General features: G+C 73.5%; 12 protein-coding genes. All 12 read left to right on the top strand.

Annotated elements, in window-relative coordinates; translation table 11 throughout:
- Nucleotides 1–8 precede the first annotated feature (8 nt).
- The 12 genes from IE207_RS26125 to IE207_RS26070 all read left to right on the top strand — a co-directional run bounded on the left by IE207_RS26125 (nt 9) and on the right by IE207_RS26070 (nt 17,380).
- Nucleotides 9–1,202: an acyl-CoA dehydrogenase family protein gene (locus IE207_RS26125; RefSeq protein ID WP_373304768.1), complete on the top strand. Its 1,194-nt coding sequence runs from the start codon at nt 9–11 to the stop codon at nt 1,200–1,202.
- A gap of 31 nt (nt 1,203–1,233) precedes the next feature.
- Nucleotides 1,234–2,379 carry a cytochrome P450 gene (locus IE207_RS26120; RefSeq protein WP_190186757.1) on the top strand — a complete coding sequence of 382 codons (1,146 nt, stop codon included), beginning with the start codon at nt 1,234–1,236 and terminating at the stop codon, nt 2,377–2,379.
- Between the two features lie 137 nt (nt 2,380–2,516).
- The gene (locus IE207_RS26115) at nt 2,517–3,578 is read left to right on the top strand and encodes a saccharopine dehydrogenase (RefSeq protein ID WP_229874007.1); all 1,062 of its coding nucleotides are present in this window, start codon (nt 2,517–2,519) and stop codon (nt 3,576–3,578) included.
- Nucleotides 3,568–4,794: a saccharopine dehydrogenase C-terminal domain-containing protein gene (locus tag IE207_RS26110; RefSeq protein WP_190186756.1), complete on the top strand. Its 1,227-nt coding sequence runs from the start codon at nt 3,568–3,570 to the stop codon at nt 4,792–4,794. Before IE207_RS26115 ends, IE207_RS26110 begins: the two co-directional genes overlap by 11 nt.
- Nucleotides 4,791–6,122, top strand: coding sequence for an ATP-grasp domain-containing protein (locus IE207_RS26105; protein WP_190186755.1), 1,332 nt, complete (start codon nt 4,791–4,793; stop codon nt 6,120–6,122). The genes IE207_RS26110 and IE207_RS26105 overlap by 4 nt, the downstream gene beginning before the upstream one ends.
- Nucleotides 6,112–7,434: an MFS transporter gene (locus IE207_RS26100; protein ID WP_229874005.1), complete on the top strand. Its 1,323-nt coding sequence runs from the start codon at nt 6,112–6,114 to the stop codon at nt 7,432–7,434. Before IE207_RS26105 ends, IE207_RS26100 begins: the two co-directional genes overlap by 11 nt.
- A 91-nt stretch (nt 7,435–7,525) precedes the next feature.
- Complete coding sequence (locus IE207_RS26095; RefSeq protein WP_190186754.1) at nt 7,526–8,854, top strand: lysine N(6)-hydroxylase/L-ornithine N(5)-oxygenase family protein; 1,329 nt, start codon at nt 7,526–7,528, stop codon at nt 8,852–8,854.
- Nucleotides 8,854–9,942 (top strand): NAD(P)/FAD-dependent oxidoreductase, encoded by a 1,089-nt coding sequence (locus IE207_RS26090; protein ID WP_190186753.1) that lies wholly within the window; start codon nt 8,854–8,856, stop codon nt 9,940–9,942. Before IE207_RS26095 ends, IE207_RS26090 begins: the two co-directional genes overlap by 1 nt.
- Complete coding sequence (locus IE207_RS26085) at nt 9,939–12,203, top strand: class I tRNA ligase family protein (protein WP_190186752.1); 2,265 nt, start codon at nt 9,939–9,941, stop codon at nt 12,201–12,203. Before IE207_RS26090 ends, IE207_RS26085 begins: the two co-directional genes overlap by 4 nt.
- Nucleotides 12,200–15,532, top strand: coding sequence for a non-ribosomal peptide synthetase (locus tag IE207_RS26080; RefSeq protein ID WP_190186751.1), 3,333 nt, complete (start codon nt 12,200–12,202; stop codon nt 15,530–15,532). The genes IE207_RS26085 and IE207_RS26080 overlap by 4 nt, the downstream gene beginning before the upstream one ends.
- Complete coding sequence (locus IE207_RS26075; protein ID WP_190186750.1) at nt 15,529–17,109, top strand: AMP-binding protein; 1,581 nt, start codon at nt 15,529–15,531, stop codon at nt 17,107–17,109. Before IE207_RS26080 ends, IE207_RS26075 begins: the two co-directional genes overlap by 4 nt.
- Nucleotides 17,102–17,380 (top strand): phosphopantetheine-binding protein, encoded by a 279-nt coding sequence (locus IE207_RS26070; RefSeq protein ID WP_190186749.1) that lies wholly within the window; start codon nt 17,102–17,104, stop codon nt 17,378–17,380. Before IE207_RS26075 ends, IE207_RS26070 begins: the two co-directional genes overlap by 8 nt.
- Nucleotide 17,381 lies beyond the last annotated feature (1 nt).

Genomic DNA, 17,381 nt, shown 5'->3' with positions numbered 1-17,381 from the left:
GCCCCGCCGTGGAACTGACGACGAGTTTCGACCCCGAGGTCCTCGACCTCCCCTTCTACGACGACGGCCACCGCCGGCTCGCCGAGACCGCCGGGACCTGGTGCGACAGCAACCGCGTCCTGTGGGAGGAGGTCCGCGCCCTGGACCCCGACACCGCCGGCCGCAGGCTGGTGCGCACCCTCGGCGACGCGGGCTGGCTCGCCGCGCTCGATCCCGCCGCGGGCGTCGCCGAGGACCTGCGCTCGCTGTGCCTGCGCCGCGAGGCCCTCGCCTACGCCGAGGACCTGGCCGACTTCGCGTACTCCATCCAGGCGCTGGCCGCCACGCCCCTGCTGCGCTTCGGCAGCGAGGCACAACAGCGCCGCCACCTGCCCGGGATGGCCGCCGGGACGACGATCGGCGCCTTCGCCGTCTCCGAACCGGAGGCCGGTTCGGACGTGGCCTCCGTGGGTCTGGAGGCCGTACGGGACGCGGCGGACGGCTCGTACGTCCTGAACGGGCGCAAGGCCTGGATCGCCAACGGCACCATCGCCGACCTGTTCGTGGTCATCGCCCGCACCGGCCAGGGACCCGGCGCGCTCGGGCTCACCGCCTTCCTCGTCCCGGCCGCCACCCCTGGCCTGCGGGCCGAGCGGATCGACGCGATCGCCCCGCGCTCCTTCGCCCACCTGGCCTTCGAGGACTGCCGGGTGCCCGCCGACGCGGTACTGGGCCGGCCCGGACGGGGTTTCGTGGTCGCCGTGGACCTGCTGGAGCGCTTCCGCACCACCGTCGGCGCGGCCGCCCTCGGCTTCGCCCGCCGCGCCTTCGACACCGCCCTCGCGCACACCCGGCAGCGGGAGGCCTACGGACAGACCCTGTTCGACCTCCAGCTCGTCAAGGCCTCACTGGCCGACATGGAGGTGCAGACGGGCGCAGCCGCCCTGCTGGTGGCGCGCGCAGCCTGGGAGACCGACCGGGGCAGCCGCCGCTTCGCCCGGCACTCCAACATGGCCAAGGTCCACGCCACCGAGACCGCCCAGGGCGTGGTGGACTCCGCCGTGCAGCTGCTCGGCGCGGCGGGCGTCGTCCAGGGCGGCGTCACCGAGCGGCTGTACCGGCAGATCCGGTCGCTGCGCATCTACGAGGGCACCTCGGAGGTGCTGCGGATGGCCATAGCGGGCTCGCTCGACATGCGCCGCGCCGCGCGAGCGGCAGCCTGACCTACGTGTCCACCCCGGCAAGGAGCAGGAAGTGATCAGCACCACCACCACACCGATCGAGGCGGTCCGCCTGCCGGACCCCTACCCCTTCTACGCGCGCCTGGTGGCCGAACGCCCCTTCGCCTACGACGAGGCGCTCGGGGCCTGGGTCGCCGCCGACGCGGCCGCCGTGCGGGCGGTGCTGGGCAGCGACGCGCTGCGGGTGCGGCCGCCGGCCGAGCCGGTCCCGGCCGGGATCGGGGGGACCGCGGCGGGCGAGGTCTTCGGCGACCTGGTGCGCATGACCGACGGCACGACGCAGGCCCGGCTCAAGACGGTGGTGGCCGACGCGCTGGCCCACGCCGACACCGCCCGCGCGGCCCGCCTGGCCGGGGAGTTCACCCGGGAGGCCCTCGCGGCCGACGGCGACGTCCCCTACGAGGAGCTGATGTTCGCCGTCCCCGCCCGCGTCGTCGCCGCGCTCAGCGGCCTGACGGACGGCGCCGGCCGTCAGGCCGCCCGGGCCATCGGCGACTTCGTCCAGTGCATCCCCGCCACCGCGACCCCCGCGCAGCAGCAGGCGGCGGCCACGGCGGCGGCCCGGCTGCGCCAACTGCTGGGACCGGGCCTGACGGCGCGGGGTGAGGGCCTCCTCGCCGAGCTGGTCCGCGCCGCAGACCGGGCGTCCTGGCCGCATACGGCGCCGCTGCTCTCCAACGCCGTCGGGTTCCTGTCGCAGACCTACGACGCCACCGCCGGGCTGATCGGCAACACGCTGGTCGCCCTCGCCCGGGGAGCGGGCCCGGTGGCCCCGGCGGCCCCCTCCGACATCGAGGCGCTGGTCCGCGAAGTGGTCCGCTACGACGCCCCGGTCCAGAACACCCGCCGCTTCGCCGCCGAACCCTTCGTCCACGCCGGCTCCGAGGTGGAGCCGGGCCAGCAGGTGCTGGTCGTCCTCGCCGCCGCGAACCGGGACCCGGCCGTCAACCCGGACCCGCACGCGCTGCACCCCGGCCGGGTGAATCCGGCGGTCTTCACCTTCGGCGCATCGGCCCACCGCTGCCCGGGAGAAACGCTCGCCGTGGCCCTCGCCACCGCCGTCGTCACCGAACTCCTCGCGGCAGGCTTTCCCCCGTCCACCTTCCCCTCGAACCCGGACTACCGCCCCCTGGCGAACGCCCGCATCCCGCTGATCTGAGCCGCGCCCAGCCCCGTCCAACAGCCCAGCCCCGTCCAACAGCCCGGCCACAGCACGGGCCCCGCCCCGCACCCCCGTCACAGAGCAATGGCCGGGGGCCGCCCACCCCCATGCCTCCCGATAGGACAAAACGTAAGATGTCGGACAGCATTCACCTCTGGATGCGGCACGAGTCCCGCGAAACCGAACGCCGCGCGCCCCTCACCCCGGCCGATGCCGCCCACCTCGTCGCCGAAGGCCTGCGCATCACCGTCGAAGCCTGCGACCAGCGCGTGTTCCCCCTCGCCGACTACATCGCCGCCGGCTGCGAGAGCGCCCCCACCGACTCCTGGCACGAACTGGCCCCCGACGACGCGTACGTCCTCGGCCTCAAGGAACTCCCCGACGACCGCACACCGCTGCGCCACCGGCACATCTACTTCGGCCACGCCTACAAGGGCCAGGGCGGCGCGGCCGCACTGCTCTCCCGCTTCACCGCCGGCGGCGGCGCCCTCCTCGACATGGAGTACCTCACCGACGACCGCGGCCGCCGAGTCGCCGCCTTCGGCTACTGGGCCGGCTACGTCGGCGCGGCCCTCGCCGTCCTGCACCGCCGCGGGCAACTGACCACCCCCCTGCGCCCCATGGACCGGCCCGCCCTGGACGCCCTCCTCGAAGCCACCGAGGCCGAGGACGCGAGCACCGCCCTGGTCATCGGCGCCCTCGGCCGCAGCGGCCGCGGCGCCTGCGACGCCCTGACCACGGCCGGCCTCACCCCGACCCGCTGGGACCTCGCCGAGACCCGCGAGCTCGACCGCGCCGCGCTCCTGGAACACCACCTCCTCGTCAACACCGTCCTCACCACCGACCCCGTACCGCCGTTCCTCACCAAGGCCGACCTCGACGACACCGCCCGGCGCCTGGCCCTCGTCTGCGACGTCACCTGCGACGTCACCTCCGAGTGCAACGTGCTGCCCGTCTACGACGAGACCACCACCTGGGACGAGCCCGTCCGCGCGCTGCGCAAGGACACCCCCCGCCTCGACCTCATCGCCATCGACAACCTGCCCTCCCTGCTCCCCGTCGAGGCCAGCACCGCCTTCTCCGCCGAACTCGCCCCGCACCTGCTGCGCCTGGCCGAGTGGGACGGCGTCTGGCCCGGCGCCCTGCACACCTTCGAGACGGCCGTCCAGGCCCAGGAGACCCGCTATGTCCGCTGACCGGCCCGCCATACCCGCCTCCGGCACCGTCCACTGGATAGGCACCGGCCTGTCCACCGGACGATCCGGACTCGCCCTCGTCTGCGAAAGCGCCCCCCGGGTCGTCCTGTGGGACCGCACCGCCGAGCGCGCCGCCGCCCGGCTGGCCGCGCTCGGCCTCACCGGCCGCGCCGAGGTCCGCGCCCTCACCCCCTCCGCCCCGGCCGCCCTCGCGGCCGAGGCGGGCCCGGGCGACGTCATCGTCTCCATGCTCCCCGCCGCCGAGCACGCCCCGCTGCTGCGCCTGGCCACCGAACGCGGCGCCCACTTCGCCTGCACCAGCTACGTCTCCCCGGAACTGGCCGAACTGGCCGCCGAAGCCGGGGAGGAGGCCCGTACGGTCGTCCTCACCGAGGCCGGACTCGACCCCGGCATCGACCACCTGATGGCCCACGACCTGGTGGCCCGGGCCCGCGAGGCCCTCGGCGACACACCCGCGACCGCCCGGTTCACTTCCTACTGCGGTGGTGTCCCGGCGGTCCCCAACGCCTTCCGCTACCGCTTCAGCTGGGCGCCCTACGGCGTGCTCGCCGCCCTCGGCTCCCCGGCCCGGCACATCGAGGCCGGCGCCGAGGTGACCGTCGCCCGCCCCTGGGAGGCCACCCGCACCCGGACCCTCGCCGGGGAGGACTTCGAGGTCTACCCCAACCGCGACAGCCTGCCCTTCGTCGCCCAGTACGGCATCCCCGGCCACTGGAAGCTCGACACCTTCGTCCGCGGCACCCTGCGCAACGCGGGCTGGCGCACCGCCTGGAAGGAGGTCTTCGAAACCGTCGCCGCCGGGGACCCCGCCGCCGTCCGCGCCCTGGCCGCCGAACTCGCCGCCCGCCACCCCACCACCGCCGACGACCGCGACCGCGTCGTCCTGTCCGTCGCCCTGGAACTGCGCACCGCCGACGGCACCCACTGGCGCGGCTCCCACCTCCTCGACGTCACCGGGGACGCGGCGGAATCCGCGATGGCCCGCTGCGTCTCCCTGCCCGTCGCCTACGGAGTGACCCGCATCCTGGCCGGCGCCCTGCCCGCCGGCCTGGGCAGGGCCGCCGAAACGCCCGGGGAGACCGGCCGCTGGCTCTCCTTCCTCGCCGCCCGGGGCCTGGCCGGCACGTACGAGGAAAGCCCCTCCCCGGCCGCCGCCGCGAACCCTTCCGCCACCCCGTCAGGAGCCACGGCATGACCCGCACCAGCCCGCCCGAAGCCTTCGTCCTCACCGGCGCCTTCCGGGTCGTCTGCCGCAACCCCCGCTACCTGGAGGAACTCGCCGCCCGCAACCTGCGGATCCTGCTGATCACCGGCGAGGACCACCGCGACGCGGCCGAGACGGCCCGCAAGGACCCCGATCACCCGGCGTACCTCATCGACGACATCGCGTACGTCGACGGCTCCCTCGACCAGGAGGGCTCCTACACCCCCGGGTTCGTCGCCCAGGCGCGCCGCTGGCGCGGCCGCTACACCGTGCGCGGCGCCTACGCGGTCGGCGAGACCCTGGTCGAGCAGACCGGGCTGCTGTGCGACGCGCTGGGCCTGCCGGGTCCCGGGCTGCGCGCCACCCGGGTGTGCCGCAGCAAGTACCTCCAGCGCTGGTACCTGGAGGAGTTCAGCCCGGTCTCCCTGGTGCTGCCGCCCGGCGGCCGCGAGGAAGCCGACCTGGCCGCCCTCGGGTACCCGGTCGTCGTCAAGCCGGCCACCCGCCACTCAAGTTCGGGAGTGGTGGCGGTGGGCGACGAGGCGGCGCTGCGCGAGCTGCTGACGTCCTACCCGGCCCACGAGACGGTGCTGATCGAGCAGAAGGTCACCGGCCAGGAGTACTCCGTGGAGTCCCTGGTCCAGCACGGCCGGCCCGTCTTCACCTCGGTGACCCGCAAGGAGACCACCGAGTCCGGCGCGCAGACCTTCGTGGAGCTCGCCCACTCCGTCCCCAACGCCCATGCGGAGGCCGACGCGGCCCTGCTGGACGCCAACCGCCGGATGCTCGAAACCCTGGGCTTCCGCGACGGCATCGCCCACGCCGAGTGGCGCACCGGCGACGACGGCCGTCCCTACCTGATGGAGGTCGCCGCCCGCACCCCCGGCGACGGCCTGGTCGCCCTCTACCACCTCGCCACCGGGCAGCCTTTGGAGCCGCAGATCATCCGGATCGCGCTCGGCGAGGAGGCCTCCTACCCGGCCCCGACCCGCTTCGCCCGCCAGGTCTACCTGGAACACGGCACGGGCCCGCTCGCCGACGTCACCCTCGACTGGCCGGGAGTGCGCCCCCTGTGGGTCGGCGAGTCCGGGATGTGGCCCGAACTCGCGCCCGGCGCCAAGGACGACCCGGCCACGCTGCGCGCCCTGTTCGTGCTCAAGGAGGCCGGCGCCCGGCTGGGGCCGCTCGCCAGCTCCGACGACCGGGCGGTGACCTTCCTGATCGACGCGCCGACCCCGCAGGGGCTCGACGAGCTGGAGCAGCGCGTCCGCGGCGCCGTCACGGTCACCACCGACCCGGAGGCCGACGGTGAGCACTGACATCAGAACCGCCGAAACGGCCGACGCGGCGGCGGAACCACAGGCACGACCGGCCGCCGAGGCCGCCGGAAAGGCCGCCGGAAAGGCCGCCGAGGCCGCCGAACGGGCCGCCGTGTGGGCCACCTTCAAGGAGTCCACGCCCGCCGTCAAAACGGTACTGGCCGGGGTGCTCGTCAACCGGCTCAGCGGCTTCCTACAGCTCTTCCTCGTCCTCTTCCTCACCGACACCGGTCACTCCAAGGGCCGTACCGTCATCGCCCTCGGCGTCTACGGGGCGGGCGCCGTCGCCGGCTCCCTCGTCGGCGGCACCCTCGCCGAACGCCTCGGCATCCGCCGCGCCACCGTGCTGTCCATGAGCAGTACGGCCGTGCTGACCGCCGCCCTGCTCTACCTGCCCGACTTCACCCTGCTGCTCGGTGCGATCGCCCTGGTCAGCCTGGGCGCCCAGCTGTTCCGGCCGGCCTCCGCCACCCTGCTGGCCGACCAGACCGACGGCGACCGGCAGATCATGATCTTCGCGATGTACCGCTTCGGCCTCAACGTCGGCGCGACCGCCGCCCCGCTGCTCGGCTACGCGCTCTACAACGCGGGCGGACACTCGTACACCCTCCTGTTCTGGGGCGAGGCCGTCATCGCGCTCGCCTACGCCCTGGTGGCCCGGGCCACCCTCCCCGCCAAGACCGCACAGCACCCCGCGGCCACCGCGGCCACCGCGGTCCCCGCCGGCGCCCGCGGCGGCTACGCGGCCGTCCTGCGCGACCGCCGCTACCTGCTTTACCTGACCGCCGCCTTCTGCCACGCGGCCGTCTACACCCAGTACCTCTCCACCCTCCCGCTGTACATGAAGGACGCCGGTATGGCGCTCTTCTGGTACACCTTCGCCGTCGCGCTCAACGGCCTCATCGTCATCGCCTTCGAACTGCTGGTCACCAAGGTCTCCCAGCGCTGGCCGCTCAAGATCACGGTCGGTCTCGGCTTCGCCCTGGTCGGCGCCGGAGTCGCCTGCTACGGACTGCCCATCGGGCCCGCCGCGGTCGTCATCGGCACGCTCGTCTGGTCACTGGGCGAGATCCTCGGCGGCCCCGCCGTCTTCGCCTACCCGGCGGGCGCGGGCCCCGAGCCCCTGCGCTCGCGCTACATCGGCAGCTTCCAGTTCATGTTCGGCCTGGGCTCCGCCCTCGGGCCGATGGCCGGCACGTGGCTGTTCCTCCAGTTCGGCGCCCTCGTGTGGCCACTGGTCGGCGCCTGCTCCCTGCTCGCCACCGCCTGCGGCCTCGTCGCCGTACGCGACCGCCGGAGCCCCACCGCCTGACCTTCCGCTCCGCCAAGGCTTCCCGACGCTTCCCGACACTTCGCAACGCTTCCGAATACTTCCGAACGCTTTCGAACGAGAGGTTCCGACCATGGCGCACGAGAGCTTCCCGCCCGGTGCCACGCACTTCCGCTGCGTGGGAGTGGGCGTGGGACCGGCCAACCTCAGTCTGGCGTCACTGCTGCACTGCAGGCCGGACATACCCAATCTCTTCCTCGACCGCAAGGAATCCTTCAGCTGGCACGACGGCCAGCAGATACCCGGCACCACCCTCCAGGTCTCCCAGTTCAAGGACCTGGTGAGCCTCGCCGACCCCGCCAGCCCCTTCTCCTTCCTCGCCTACCTCCACGAGAAGGGCCGGGTCTACCACTTCCTCAACGCCCAGTTCGACGACGTGCCCCGGCTGGAGTTCCGCAACTACCTGGCCTGGGCCAGCCGCCGCAACGAGAACATCACCTTCGGCGAGGACGTCCGGGACGTCGCCTTCGACGACCGGCGCGGCACCTTCACCGTCCGGACCGACCGCCGCACCGTCACCGCCGACAACGTCGTGGTCGGCGTCGGCAGCCGCCCCTGGGTCCCGCCGCAGGGCGCCGACCAGCTCGGACCCACCCAGTTCCACGTCGCCGATTACCTCAACGCCGCCCACGACCTCGGCGGCAAGCGCGTCGTCGTCATCGGCGGCGGCCAGTCCGGCGCCGAGGCCTTCCTCGACCTGATCTCCCGCGCCGGCCGGCAACTGCCCCGCCGGGTCTCCTGGATCTCGCGCCGGCAGAACTACTTCCCGATCGACGATTCGCCGTTCACCAACGACTACTACATGCCCAGCCACGCCGACTACTTCTACGCACTGCCCCGCGAGCGCCGCCAGTCGCTGAACGCCCGCAACATCCTGACCAGCGACGGCATCTCGGAATCCACGCTGCGGGAGATCTACCAGAGCATCTACGTCCACCGCTTCGTGGAGGGCAACGAGGACCTCGTCGCCCTCCACCCGGGCCGCGAGGTGTTCGACGTCAGCCCCGCCCCCGTCACCGGCTGGGAAGTCAGCGCCCGCCACACCGGCGAAAGCGAATCGGTGGAGAAGTTCGACGCCGACGTCGTCGTCTGGGCCACCGGCTACCGGCCCGCCGCCATGGACTTCCTCGCCCCCCTCGCCCACCGGCTGGAGCGCGAGGGCGACGAGCTGCGCGTCGACGAGGACTACGCCGTCCGCTGGGACGGCCCCGAGGACCGCCGGATCTTCGTCCAGAACGGGGTGCGCGGCCAGCGCGGCCTCGCCGACCCCAACCTCAGCCTCAACGCCTGGCGCAGCCGGCGCATCGCCGACCGGATGAGCGGCGTACGCGGCGACGAGCAGCTCGCCTCCTTCATCGAGTGGTCCACCAAGCCCGCCCCGCAGGAACGGTGGAGCGCCTGATGGGCGCCGCCGCCCCCGACGGGGCCCGCAGCGACATCGCCGTCGTCGGCGCCGGGATACTGGGCGTCCTCATCGCCGGCGAGATCCTCGCCCGGGACCCGGCCGCCACCGTCACCGTCCTGGACCGCGACATGATCGGCTCCGGCGCCACCCGCCGCTCCGCCGGACTGCACTTCCCGCGCGGCGCCACCGAGACGGTACGCACCCTGGCCGCCGAGAGCGAGCGCTTCTACGCCGGCCTCCACGCCCTGCGCCCCGACCTGCCCATCCACCCGCTGCCCATGACCGTCCTCGCCCCCGAGGCCGCCGAGGAGCGGCTGCGCGAGGTCTACCTCCCCTCGGCGAAACTCCGCTGGACCACCGAACTCCCGTCCGCGATCCCACAGTTGCCGGCCGGATACGGTGCCTGGCAGGGCGACGGCTGCCAGTACGCGGACGTCCACACCCTCACCCAGCAGCTCGCCGCCGAACTGCGCCCCCGCCTCCTCTTCCACGAGGGTGTCGCCGTCACCGCCCTCGACGCCGGCCCGGACGGCGTCCGCCTCACCCTGACCGGCGGCGCCACCCTGACCGCCGGCCGCGTCGTCCTCGCCCCCGGACCCTGGCTCGCCGAACCCGCCTGGCGCGAACTCGTCGCCCCGCTCGGCGCCCGCGTCAAGAAGATCGTCGCCCTGCACATCGACGTCCCCCCGCAGCCCGGGGACGGGGCGATCGTCTTCCAGGACGAGGACGCGTTCCTGCTGCCCTTCCACCACCGCGGCCACTGGCTGTTCAGCTACACGTGCCGCGAGTGGGACGTCGACCCCGCCCACATCGATCCGGCCCCCACCGCCGGCCACCTGGACGAGGCCCGCGCCCTGCTCACCCGCTACGCCCCGCGGCTCGCCGACCGCTGCCGCTCGGGCCGCGTCTTCTGCGACGCGTACGGCCCCGACGGCCACCCGCTGGTCACCCCGCTCACCGAAGACGGCCGGACCGTCTTCGCGGGAGCCGCCGGCGGCTCCGGCTACCGCCTCGCCCCCGCGCTCGCCGCACGCACCGCCGACCTGCTCTCCCTGCCCGCCTCACCCCGGAAGGCCACGACATGATCATCGCCAGCTATGACGCCGACGTCCTGGAACAGGCCTTCGGCATCGACATGAGCGGCGTCGAGGGCCTCGGCACCGGCGCGGGCTGGGGCCGGGTCGCGCCGGGCCGCGCCGCCGACCGCCACCAGCACGACGAGACCGAGCTGTTCGTCATCGTCTCCGGCAGCGGCGAGTTCGTCCTCGACAGCGGCGAGCGCCACCCGGCCGAACCCGGCACCGTCGTCCTCTTCGAACCGTTCGAGACGCACGTGCTGGCCAACACCGGCGCGAACGACCTCGTCTTCTTCACCCAGTACTGGCGCGACGGCGACCGCGCCCTGGCCTCCGCCGCGAACCCCGCCCGCAAGGGCTTCGGCGAACGGCCCGTCTTCGTCTTCTCCACCCCGCCCACCCCCAACGGCGACCTGCACCTGGGCCACCTCTCCGGCCCCTACCTCGGCGCCGACGCCTTCACCCGCTTCCAGCGCATGACCGGCGCCGAGGCCTACCACCTCACCGGCAGCGACGACTACCAGAGCTACGTCGTCGGCGCCGCCCGCAAGGACGGCCGCACCCCCGCCGAGACCGCCGCGCACTACAGCGCGGAGATCGCCGAAACGCTGCGGCTGATGGACATCCCGCTGGACCAGTACACGGTCACCGACCAGGACGGCACCTACCGCGAAGGCCTCCAGGACTTCTTCAGCCGCGTCGTGGACTCCGGCCAGATCGCCGTCACCGCCCACGACGCCCTCTACGACGCCGAAAGCGGCCAGTACCTCTACGAAGTCGACGTCAAGGGCGGCTGCCCCGGCTGCGGCACCGCCACCTCCGGCAACATCTGCGAGGAGTGCGGCGAACCCAACACCGTCGCCGACCTCACCGACCCCGTCTCCGCCGCCTCCACCCAGGCCCCCCGCCGCGCCCCCGCCGCCCGCTGGACCCTCCCGCTGCACGCCTTCGCCGACGACGTACGCGCACACCACCGGCTCGGCCGCGTCCCCGCCCGGCTGCGCGAACTCGCCGACCGGCTCTTCCGGCGCCCCGCCCTCGACATCCCCGTCACCCACCCCTCCACCTGGGGCGTCGAACCGCAGGAGAACGCCACCGAAGGCCAGGTCATCTGGGTGTGGCCGGAGATGAGCTACGGCTTCCTGCACGGCATCCAGTCACTGGGCTCGCGCCTGGGCCGCGACTGGCGGGCCGCCGACCCCGCCCAGGACTGGAAGATCGTCCACTTCTTCGGCTACGACAACAGCTTCTACCACGCGGTGCTCTACCCCGTGCTGTACCGGCTGGCCTTCCCCGGCTGGACCCCCGACATCGACTACCACGTCAACGAGTTCTACCTGCTGGAGGGCAGCAAGTTCTCCACCAGCCGCCGGCACGCCGTCTGGGGCAAGGAGATCCTCACCCCCGACACCGTCGACTCCGTCCGCTACTTCCTCGCCGCCACCCGCCCCGAAGGCCGGCGCACCGACTTCCGGCGCGCCGCCTACGAGGCCACCCTCGACGACACCCTCATCGGCACCTGGCAGCAGTGGCTGAACGACCTCGGCGCCCGGGTCGCCAAGCACCACGGCGGCCACGCCCCCGACGCCGGGAACTGGACCCCCGAACACTCCGCCTTCCTCGCCCGGCTCGGCACCCGCCTCGCCGCCGTCACCGGAGCGCTGGACAACGACGCGTTCTCCCTCAACCAGGCCGCCGCCGAACTCGACGGCATCGTCCGCGACACCGTCCGCTTCGCCCGCGGCGAAGGCCTCCTCGCCGACACCGAAGCCTGGGCGAACGAGAACCGCACCGCCATCGCCCTCGAACTGGCCGCCGCCCGCCTCCTCGCGCACGCCGCCGCCCCCGTCATGCCCCGCTTCGCCGACAAGCTGGCCGCCGCCCTCGGTCTCCAAGCGCCGCGCACGTGGCCCCGTACCGTCGAACTCCTCGCGCCCGGCAGCGCCGTCACCCTCGCCGACGCCGTGTTCTTCCGCCCCGCCGGCGCGCAGCAGGCCCCGAACGTGCTCACCCCGTGGCTGACCGGAATCGTCCGCACCGCCCTGCGCCTGGAAGACGACGAGCAGATCGCCGGACGCACCCTCACCCAGCTGGCCGCCGGCTCCCTCCAGGCCGTCACCGTCCAGTACCAGATCCTCGACGCCCTCGACGTGGACCTGTCCATGGACGAACTGCTGCACGGCGGCACCCTCGACGAACTCGCCGCCGTCATCGCCGAGCGCGCCGACGAGACCGCCGTCGCCGCCCTCACCGGGGGAGAGCCCCGATGAACCACCGACTGATCCTGCGCGAGATAGCCGAACGCGGCCTGTCCGTCGCCCTCGCCGACGGCGACCTGCGCCTCCAGGGCAACCGCGACCGGATGGACGCCGACTTCCTCACCCGCGTCAAGGCCGCCAAGGCCGAACTCGTCGCCCACCTCGCCCGGGAAGCCCAGCACGGCACCGGCTTCCCCCTCACCCCCCTCCAGCGCAGCTACTACATCGGCCGCAGCGGCGTCTTCGAGATCGGCGACGTGGCCAGCCACGTCTTCCACGAGATCGAAGGCGTCTGGGACCTCGACCGGCTGCAGACCGCCCTGGACACCGTCGTCGGCGCGCACAGCGCACTGCGTTCCCGCTTCCTCGCCGACGACCGCCAGGTCACCGAGTACGGGCACCGTGGCCACCCGACCATCGGCCGCCTCGACCTGCGCGACCGCACCCCGCAGCAGCAGGAGACGCTGCGCGCCGAACTGCGCGAGCAGCGCTCCCACCAGGTGCTGCCGACCGACCGGGCGCCGCTGCTCAGCGTCGACGTCACCGTCCTCGCCGACGACAAGATGGTCCTCCACGTCGGCCACGACGGGCTCGTGATGGACGGGATCAGCATGTTCCTGTTCTTCCGCGCCTGGTGGCGGGCCTACCAGAACTGCCCCCTGGAAGGCGGCGGCGCATCCGGCGAGTTCGCCTACGACGACTACCTCGCCGCCCTGGAAGCGGCCCGCGACAAGGCGCCCGCCCGCCGCTCCCGCGAGTACTGGATGCGCCGCGTGGACGACCTCGCCCCCCACCCCGACCTGCCGCTGCGCACCAGCCCGGCCGCGCTGACCCGCTCCCGCTTCACCCAGCGCCGGGTCCACGTCGAACGCGAGCGGTGGACGGCCGTCAAGCAGCGGGCCGCCGCCGCCGGACTGACGCCCTCCGCGCTGCTGCTCGCCGCGTACGCGGAGACCCTGGCCACCTGGGGTGCGGGGGAGCGGTTCACCCTCACCACCACCATCGCCAACCGGCCGCCCGTCCACCCCCGGGTCTTCGAGGCCATCGGCCAGTTCTCCGACACCCTCCTCGTCGAAGCGGAGGTCGACCGCTCGCTGCCCTTCGCGGAGCGGGCCCGGGCCCTGCAGAGCCGGCTGCACGCCGACATCGACCACCGCCACTTCTCCGGCATCGAGGTCATGCAGGAACTGGCCCGCCGCCGCGGCGGAGTGGCCGGCGCGCGGATGCCGTTCACCTTCAACAGTGCCATCGGGCACGTCAGCAGCGAGGTCGACGGCTCGGCACTGGAACTGTTCGGACCCGAGGTGTACTCGGTCAGCCAGACCCCCCAGGTATGGCTGAACGCCTTCGCCATGGAGCAGCACGGGGCCGCCGTCATCCAGCTCGACGGGCTCGACGAACTCTTCCCCGAAGGGCTGCTGGACGACCTCGCCCACGGATACGGGACGCTGCTCGGCGAACTCGCCGACGAGGCGGCCTGGCAGCGCCACAGCTTCGACCTGCTGCCACCCGCCCAGCGCGACCGCCGCCGCGCCGCCAACGACACGGCTGCCCCGCTGCCCGAGGAGATGCTCGGCGACGCCATCGCGGCCCAGGCCGCCCGCACCCCCGACGCCCCCGCGATCCTCACCGCCGACCGGGAGGTCGGCTACGGCGAACTGCTGCGCCGGGCCGCGGCCGGCGCGGCCTGGCTGCGCGGGCACGGCGTGGGCCGGGGCGAACTCGTCGCCCTCGTCATGCGGCGCGGCCCCGAGCAGATCATCGGCATCCTCGCCACTGTGCTGGCCGGCGCCGCCTACCTGCCCGTCGACGCCGCCCTGCCCACCGCCCGGCAGCGGTACATGCTGCAAGACGGCCGGGTGCGGTGCGTGCTGACCGACGGCGGGCCCGTGGAGGCCTGTGCGGCGGGGGAGTTCGCCGTACTGGACCTCACCGCCCCCGACGCCCTGCCGGACGGGCCCGCCGAGGTTCCCGCCCGGCTGCCCGGTTCGCACCCCGACGACCTCGCGTACGTCCTCTACACCTCCGGCACCACCGGCGCCCCCAAGGGCGTCATGGTGACCCACCGCAACGTCGCCAACGTCGTCGCCGACTGCCACACCCGCTTCCGCATCGGCCCCCGGGACCGCTTCTTCGCCATCAGCGCCTTCAACTTCGACCTCTCCGTCTGGGACGTCTTCGGCGCCCTCTCGGCCGGCGCGGCCCTGGTCATGCCCGACCGGGACAAGGCCGTCGACCCCGCCCACTGGCTCGACCTGTGCCGCACGCACCGGATCAGCGTGTGGAACTCCGTCCCCGCCATCGTCGGCCTCATGCACGACCAGGCCGCCGCCGACGGCGACGTACCGCCCGCCCTGCGCCTGGTCATGATGAGCGGCGACCGCCTCCCGCCCGCCCTGCCCGCCGCGCTGCGCACCCTGATGCCCGGCCTGGAGGTGGTCTCCCTCGGCGGCCCCACCGAGACCACCATCTGGAACATCCTGCACCCCGTCCGCGAGGACGAGGACGGCACCGAGTCCATCCCCTACGGCCGCCCCAACGCCAACAACCGCGCCTACGTCCTGGACCGCGACGGCCTCGACGCACCCGACTGGGTCACCGGCGAGATCGTCGCCGCCGGCACCGGCCTGGCCCGCGGCTACTGGGGCGACGAGGAACGCACCGCCGAGCGGTTCTACGAGGACCCGGTGCGCGGCGAACGCCTCTACCGCACCGGCGACCTCGGCCGGTACCTGCCCGACGGGGACATCCAGATCCTCGGCCGCTCCGACTTCCAGATCAAGGTCAACGGCTACCGGATCGAAGCCGGCGAGGTCGAGACCCGACTCGCCGCCCTGGACGCCGTCGCCCAGGCCGTCGTCGCCGCCCGCGGCGGCTCCCTCGTCGCCCACCTCGTCGCCGACGGGGACCGGCGCCCCGAACTCGCCGAGGTACGGCGGGCGCTGCGCGCCGAGCTGCCCGACTACATGCTGCCCGCGGCGCTGGTCTGGCACGAGAGCCTGCCGCTGACCAAGAACGCCAAGGTCGACCGTACGAAGCTGGCGGCGCTCGGCGCCGAGGCCCCGGGCGCCGGCGCCGCACCGGCCGCGGCCCCGGGCGACACCGCCCCCACCGGTGCCACGGAGAAGCTCGTGGCCGACATCTGGTCCACCGTCCTGCGCCGCGGCGACATCGGCGCCCTGGACACCCTCGCCTCCCTCGGCGGTGACTCCATCGCCGCCGCCCGCATCCTCACCGCGGCCCGCAAACGCTTCGGCGTCACCCTCACCCTCGACCAGTTCGCCGAGATCGACACCGTCCGCGCCATGGCCGCCGTACTCGCCGAGAGGGAGACCCGATGACCGCCCCGACGGCCGCCCCCACGGCGGTCCCCGCCGCCCCTGAGTCCCTGTCACCGCTCAACCGGCTCGTCACCGCCGCCCCGACGGCCGGCGGCCGCATCCACGCCGCCCGCCTGGACGGCACCCGCTCCCTGTCGCTGGGCGAGCTGTACGAGCGCGCCGGCCGCCTCGCCCACCACCTGCGCGCCCTCGGCATCGGACCGGGCACGCGGATCGGCATCCTCGCCGCCAACAGCCTGGAGTGGGTACTGCTCGACCTGGCAGCGCTGCGCCTCGGGGCCCAGACCGCCGGCCTGGAACCCGGCAAGTTCACCCCGTCCCGGGAGCTCATGGACCGCTACGGCCTCACGCTCCTGTGCACCGACCAACCCACCGACCCGGCCGCCCGTCTCCCCGGCACCCTGAGCACGGACGACGTCTGGGCCCTGACCGAACCGGGCGACGGGCCCGAGGAACCCCTGCCCCCGGTCACGTGGGCGGAGCGGGACGTCACCACCATCAAGTTCACCTCCGGCAGCACCGGCGTCCCCAAGGGCCTCGGCGCCACCGCCGGCAGCATCGACAGCTCCCTCGAAGCCGTCCAGGAAATCTTCGGACACAACCCCGACGACCACCTGTTCGTCTTCCTCCCCCTCTCCCTGCTCCAGCAGCGCTACTGGGTCTACTCGGCCCTGCTGCACGGCCACGACGTCACCCTCACCACCTACGAGGCGGCCTTCGCCACCCTGCGCCGGGTGCGTCCCACCGTGGTCATGGGCGTCCCCGCCTTCTACGAGACCGCCCGCCGCCAGATCGAGGCCCGGCGCAGGCGCCCCGGCGCGGGCAGCGCCCGCCAGGTCGCCCAGGCCCTGTTCGGCGACCGCATCCGCTACCTGTGGACGGGCTCCGCACCCGCCGCACCCGCGATGGTCCGCTTCTTCACCGAGGAGGCCGGGCTGCCGCTCTTCGAGGGCTACGGCCTCAACGAGACCTGCATCGTCACCAAGAACCACCCCGGGGCCCACCGCGAGGGCAGCGTCGGCCGAGTGGTGCGCGGCAAGCAGGTGCTGATCGGCGAGGACGGGGTGATCAGCGTCCGCAGCGCCCACCCCGTCGGCGACCACTACGAGTACGCCGCCCCCGGCGACTCCGAGAAGGTCTTCATGCCCGACGGCACCGTGCGCACCGGAGACATCGGCCACCTCGACGAGGACGGCTTCCTCTTCGTCCACGGCCGCGCAGACGACGTCATCGTCCTCGACAACGGCAAGAAGATCGTGGTGCGGCCCGTCGAAGAGCGGATGAAGGCCGATCCGGCGATAGCCGAATGCGTGCTGTTCAGCCCCACCCAGACCGACCTCGTCGCCGTCGTCTCCCCGGCCGCGCTGCCCGCCGACACCGACGCCGTCACCGCCGCCCTCGCCGCGGCGAACGCCGCCGGCACCCCCGACGAGCGGATCAGCCGGGTCATCGTCGCCGACGAGCCGTTCAGCATCGCCAACGGCCTGCTGACGAGCCAGTACAAGCCCAAACGCCCCGCCATCCAGAGCGCATACGCGCACCGACTGCACAACCAGGAGGCCGGAATCCATGCCTGACACCCTCACCGCGATCGAGTCGGCGGCCCGTGAACAGCTCTCCCTCGTCCTGATCCCCGAGGTCGCCGCCGAGTCGCTCGACCCCGACGCCGACCTGGCCGCCGCCTACGGCCTGACCTCCCTCAACAAGGTCCTCTTCCTCACCGAACTGTGCGAGGACACGGGCGTCGACCTCGCCCACTTCACCGAACACGACCTCGCCGCCATGCGTACGCTGCGCGACGTCACCGCCGCCCTCACCCGCCACCACGACGACACCCCCGGAGCCTGAA

This window comes from Streptomyces cirratus (genome assembly GCF_014650775.1).
Taxonomy (GTDB): Bacteria; Actinomycetota; Actinomycetes; order Streptomycetales; family Streptomycetaceae; genus Streptomyces; species Streptomyces cirratus.
This window is presented reverse-complemented; position numbering and strand designations above follow the sequence as displayed.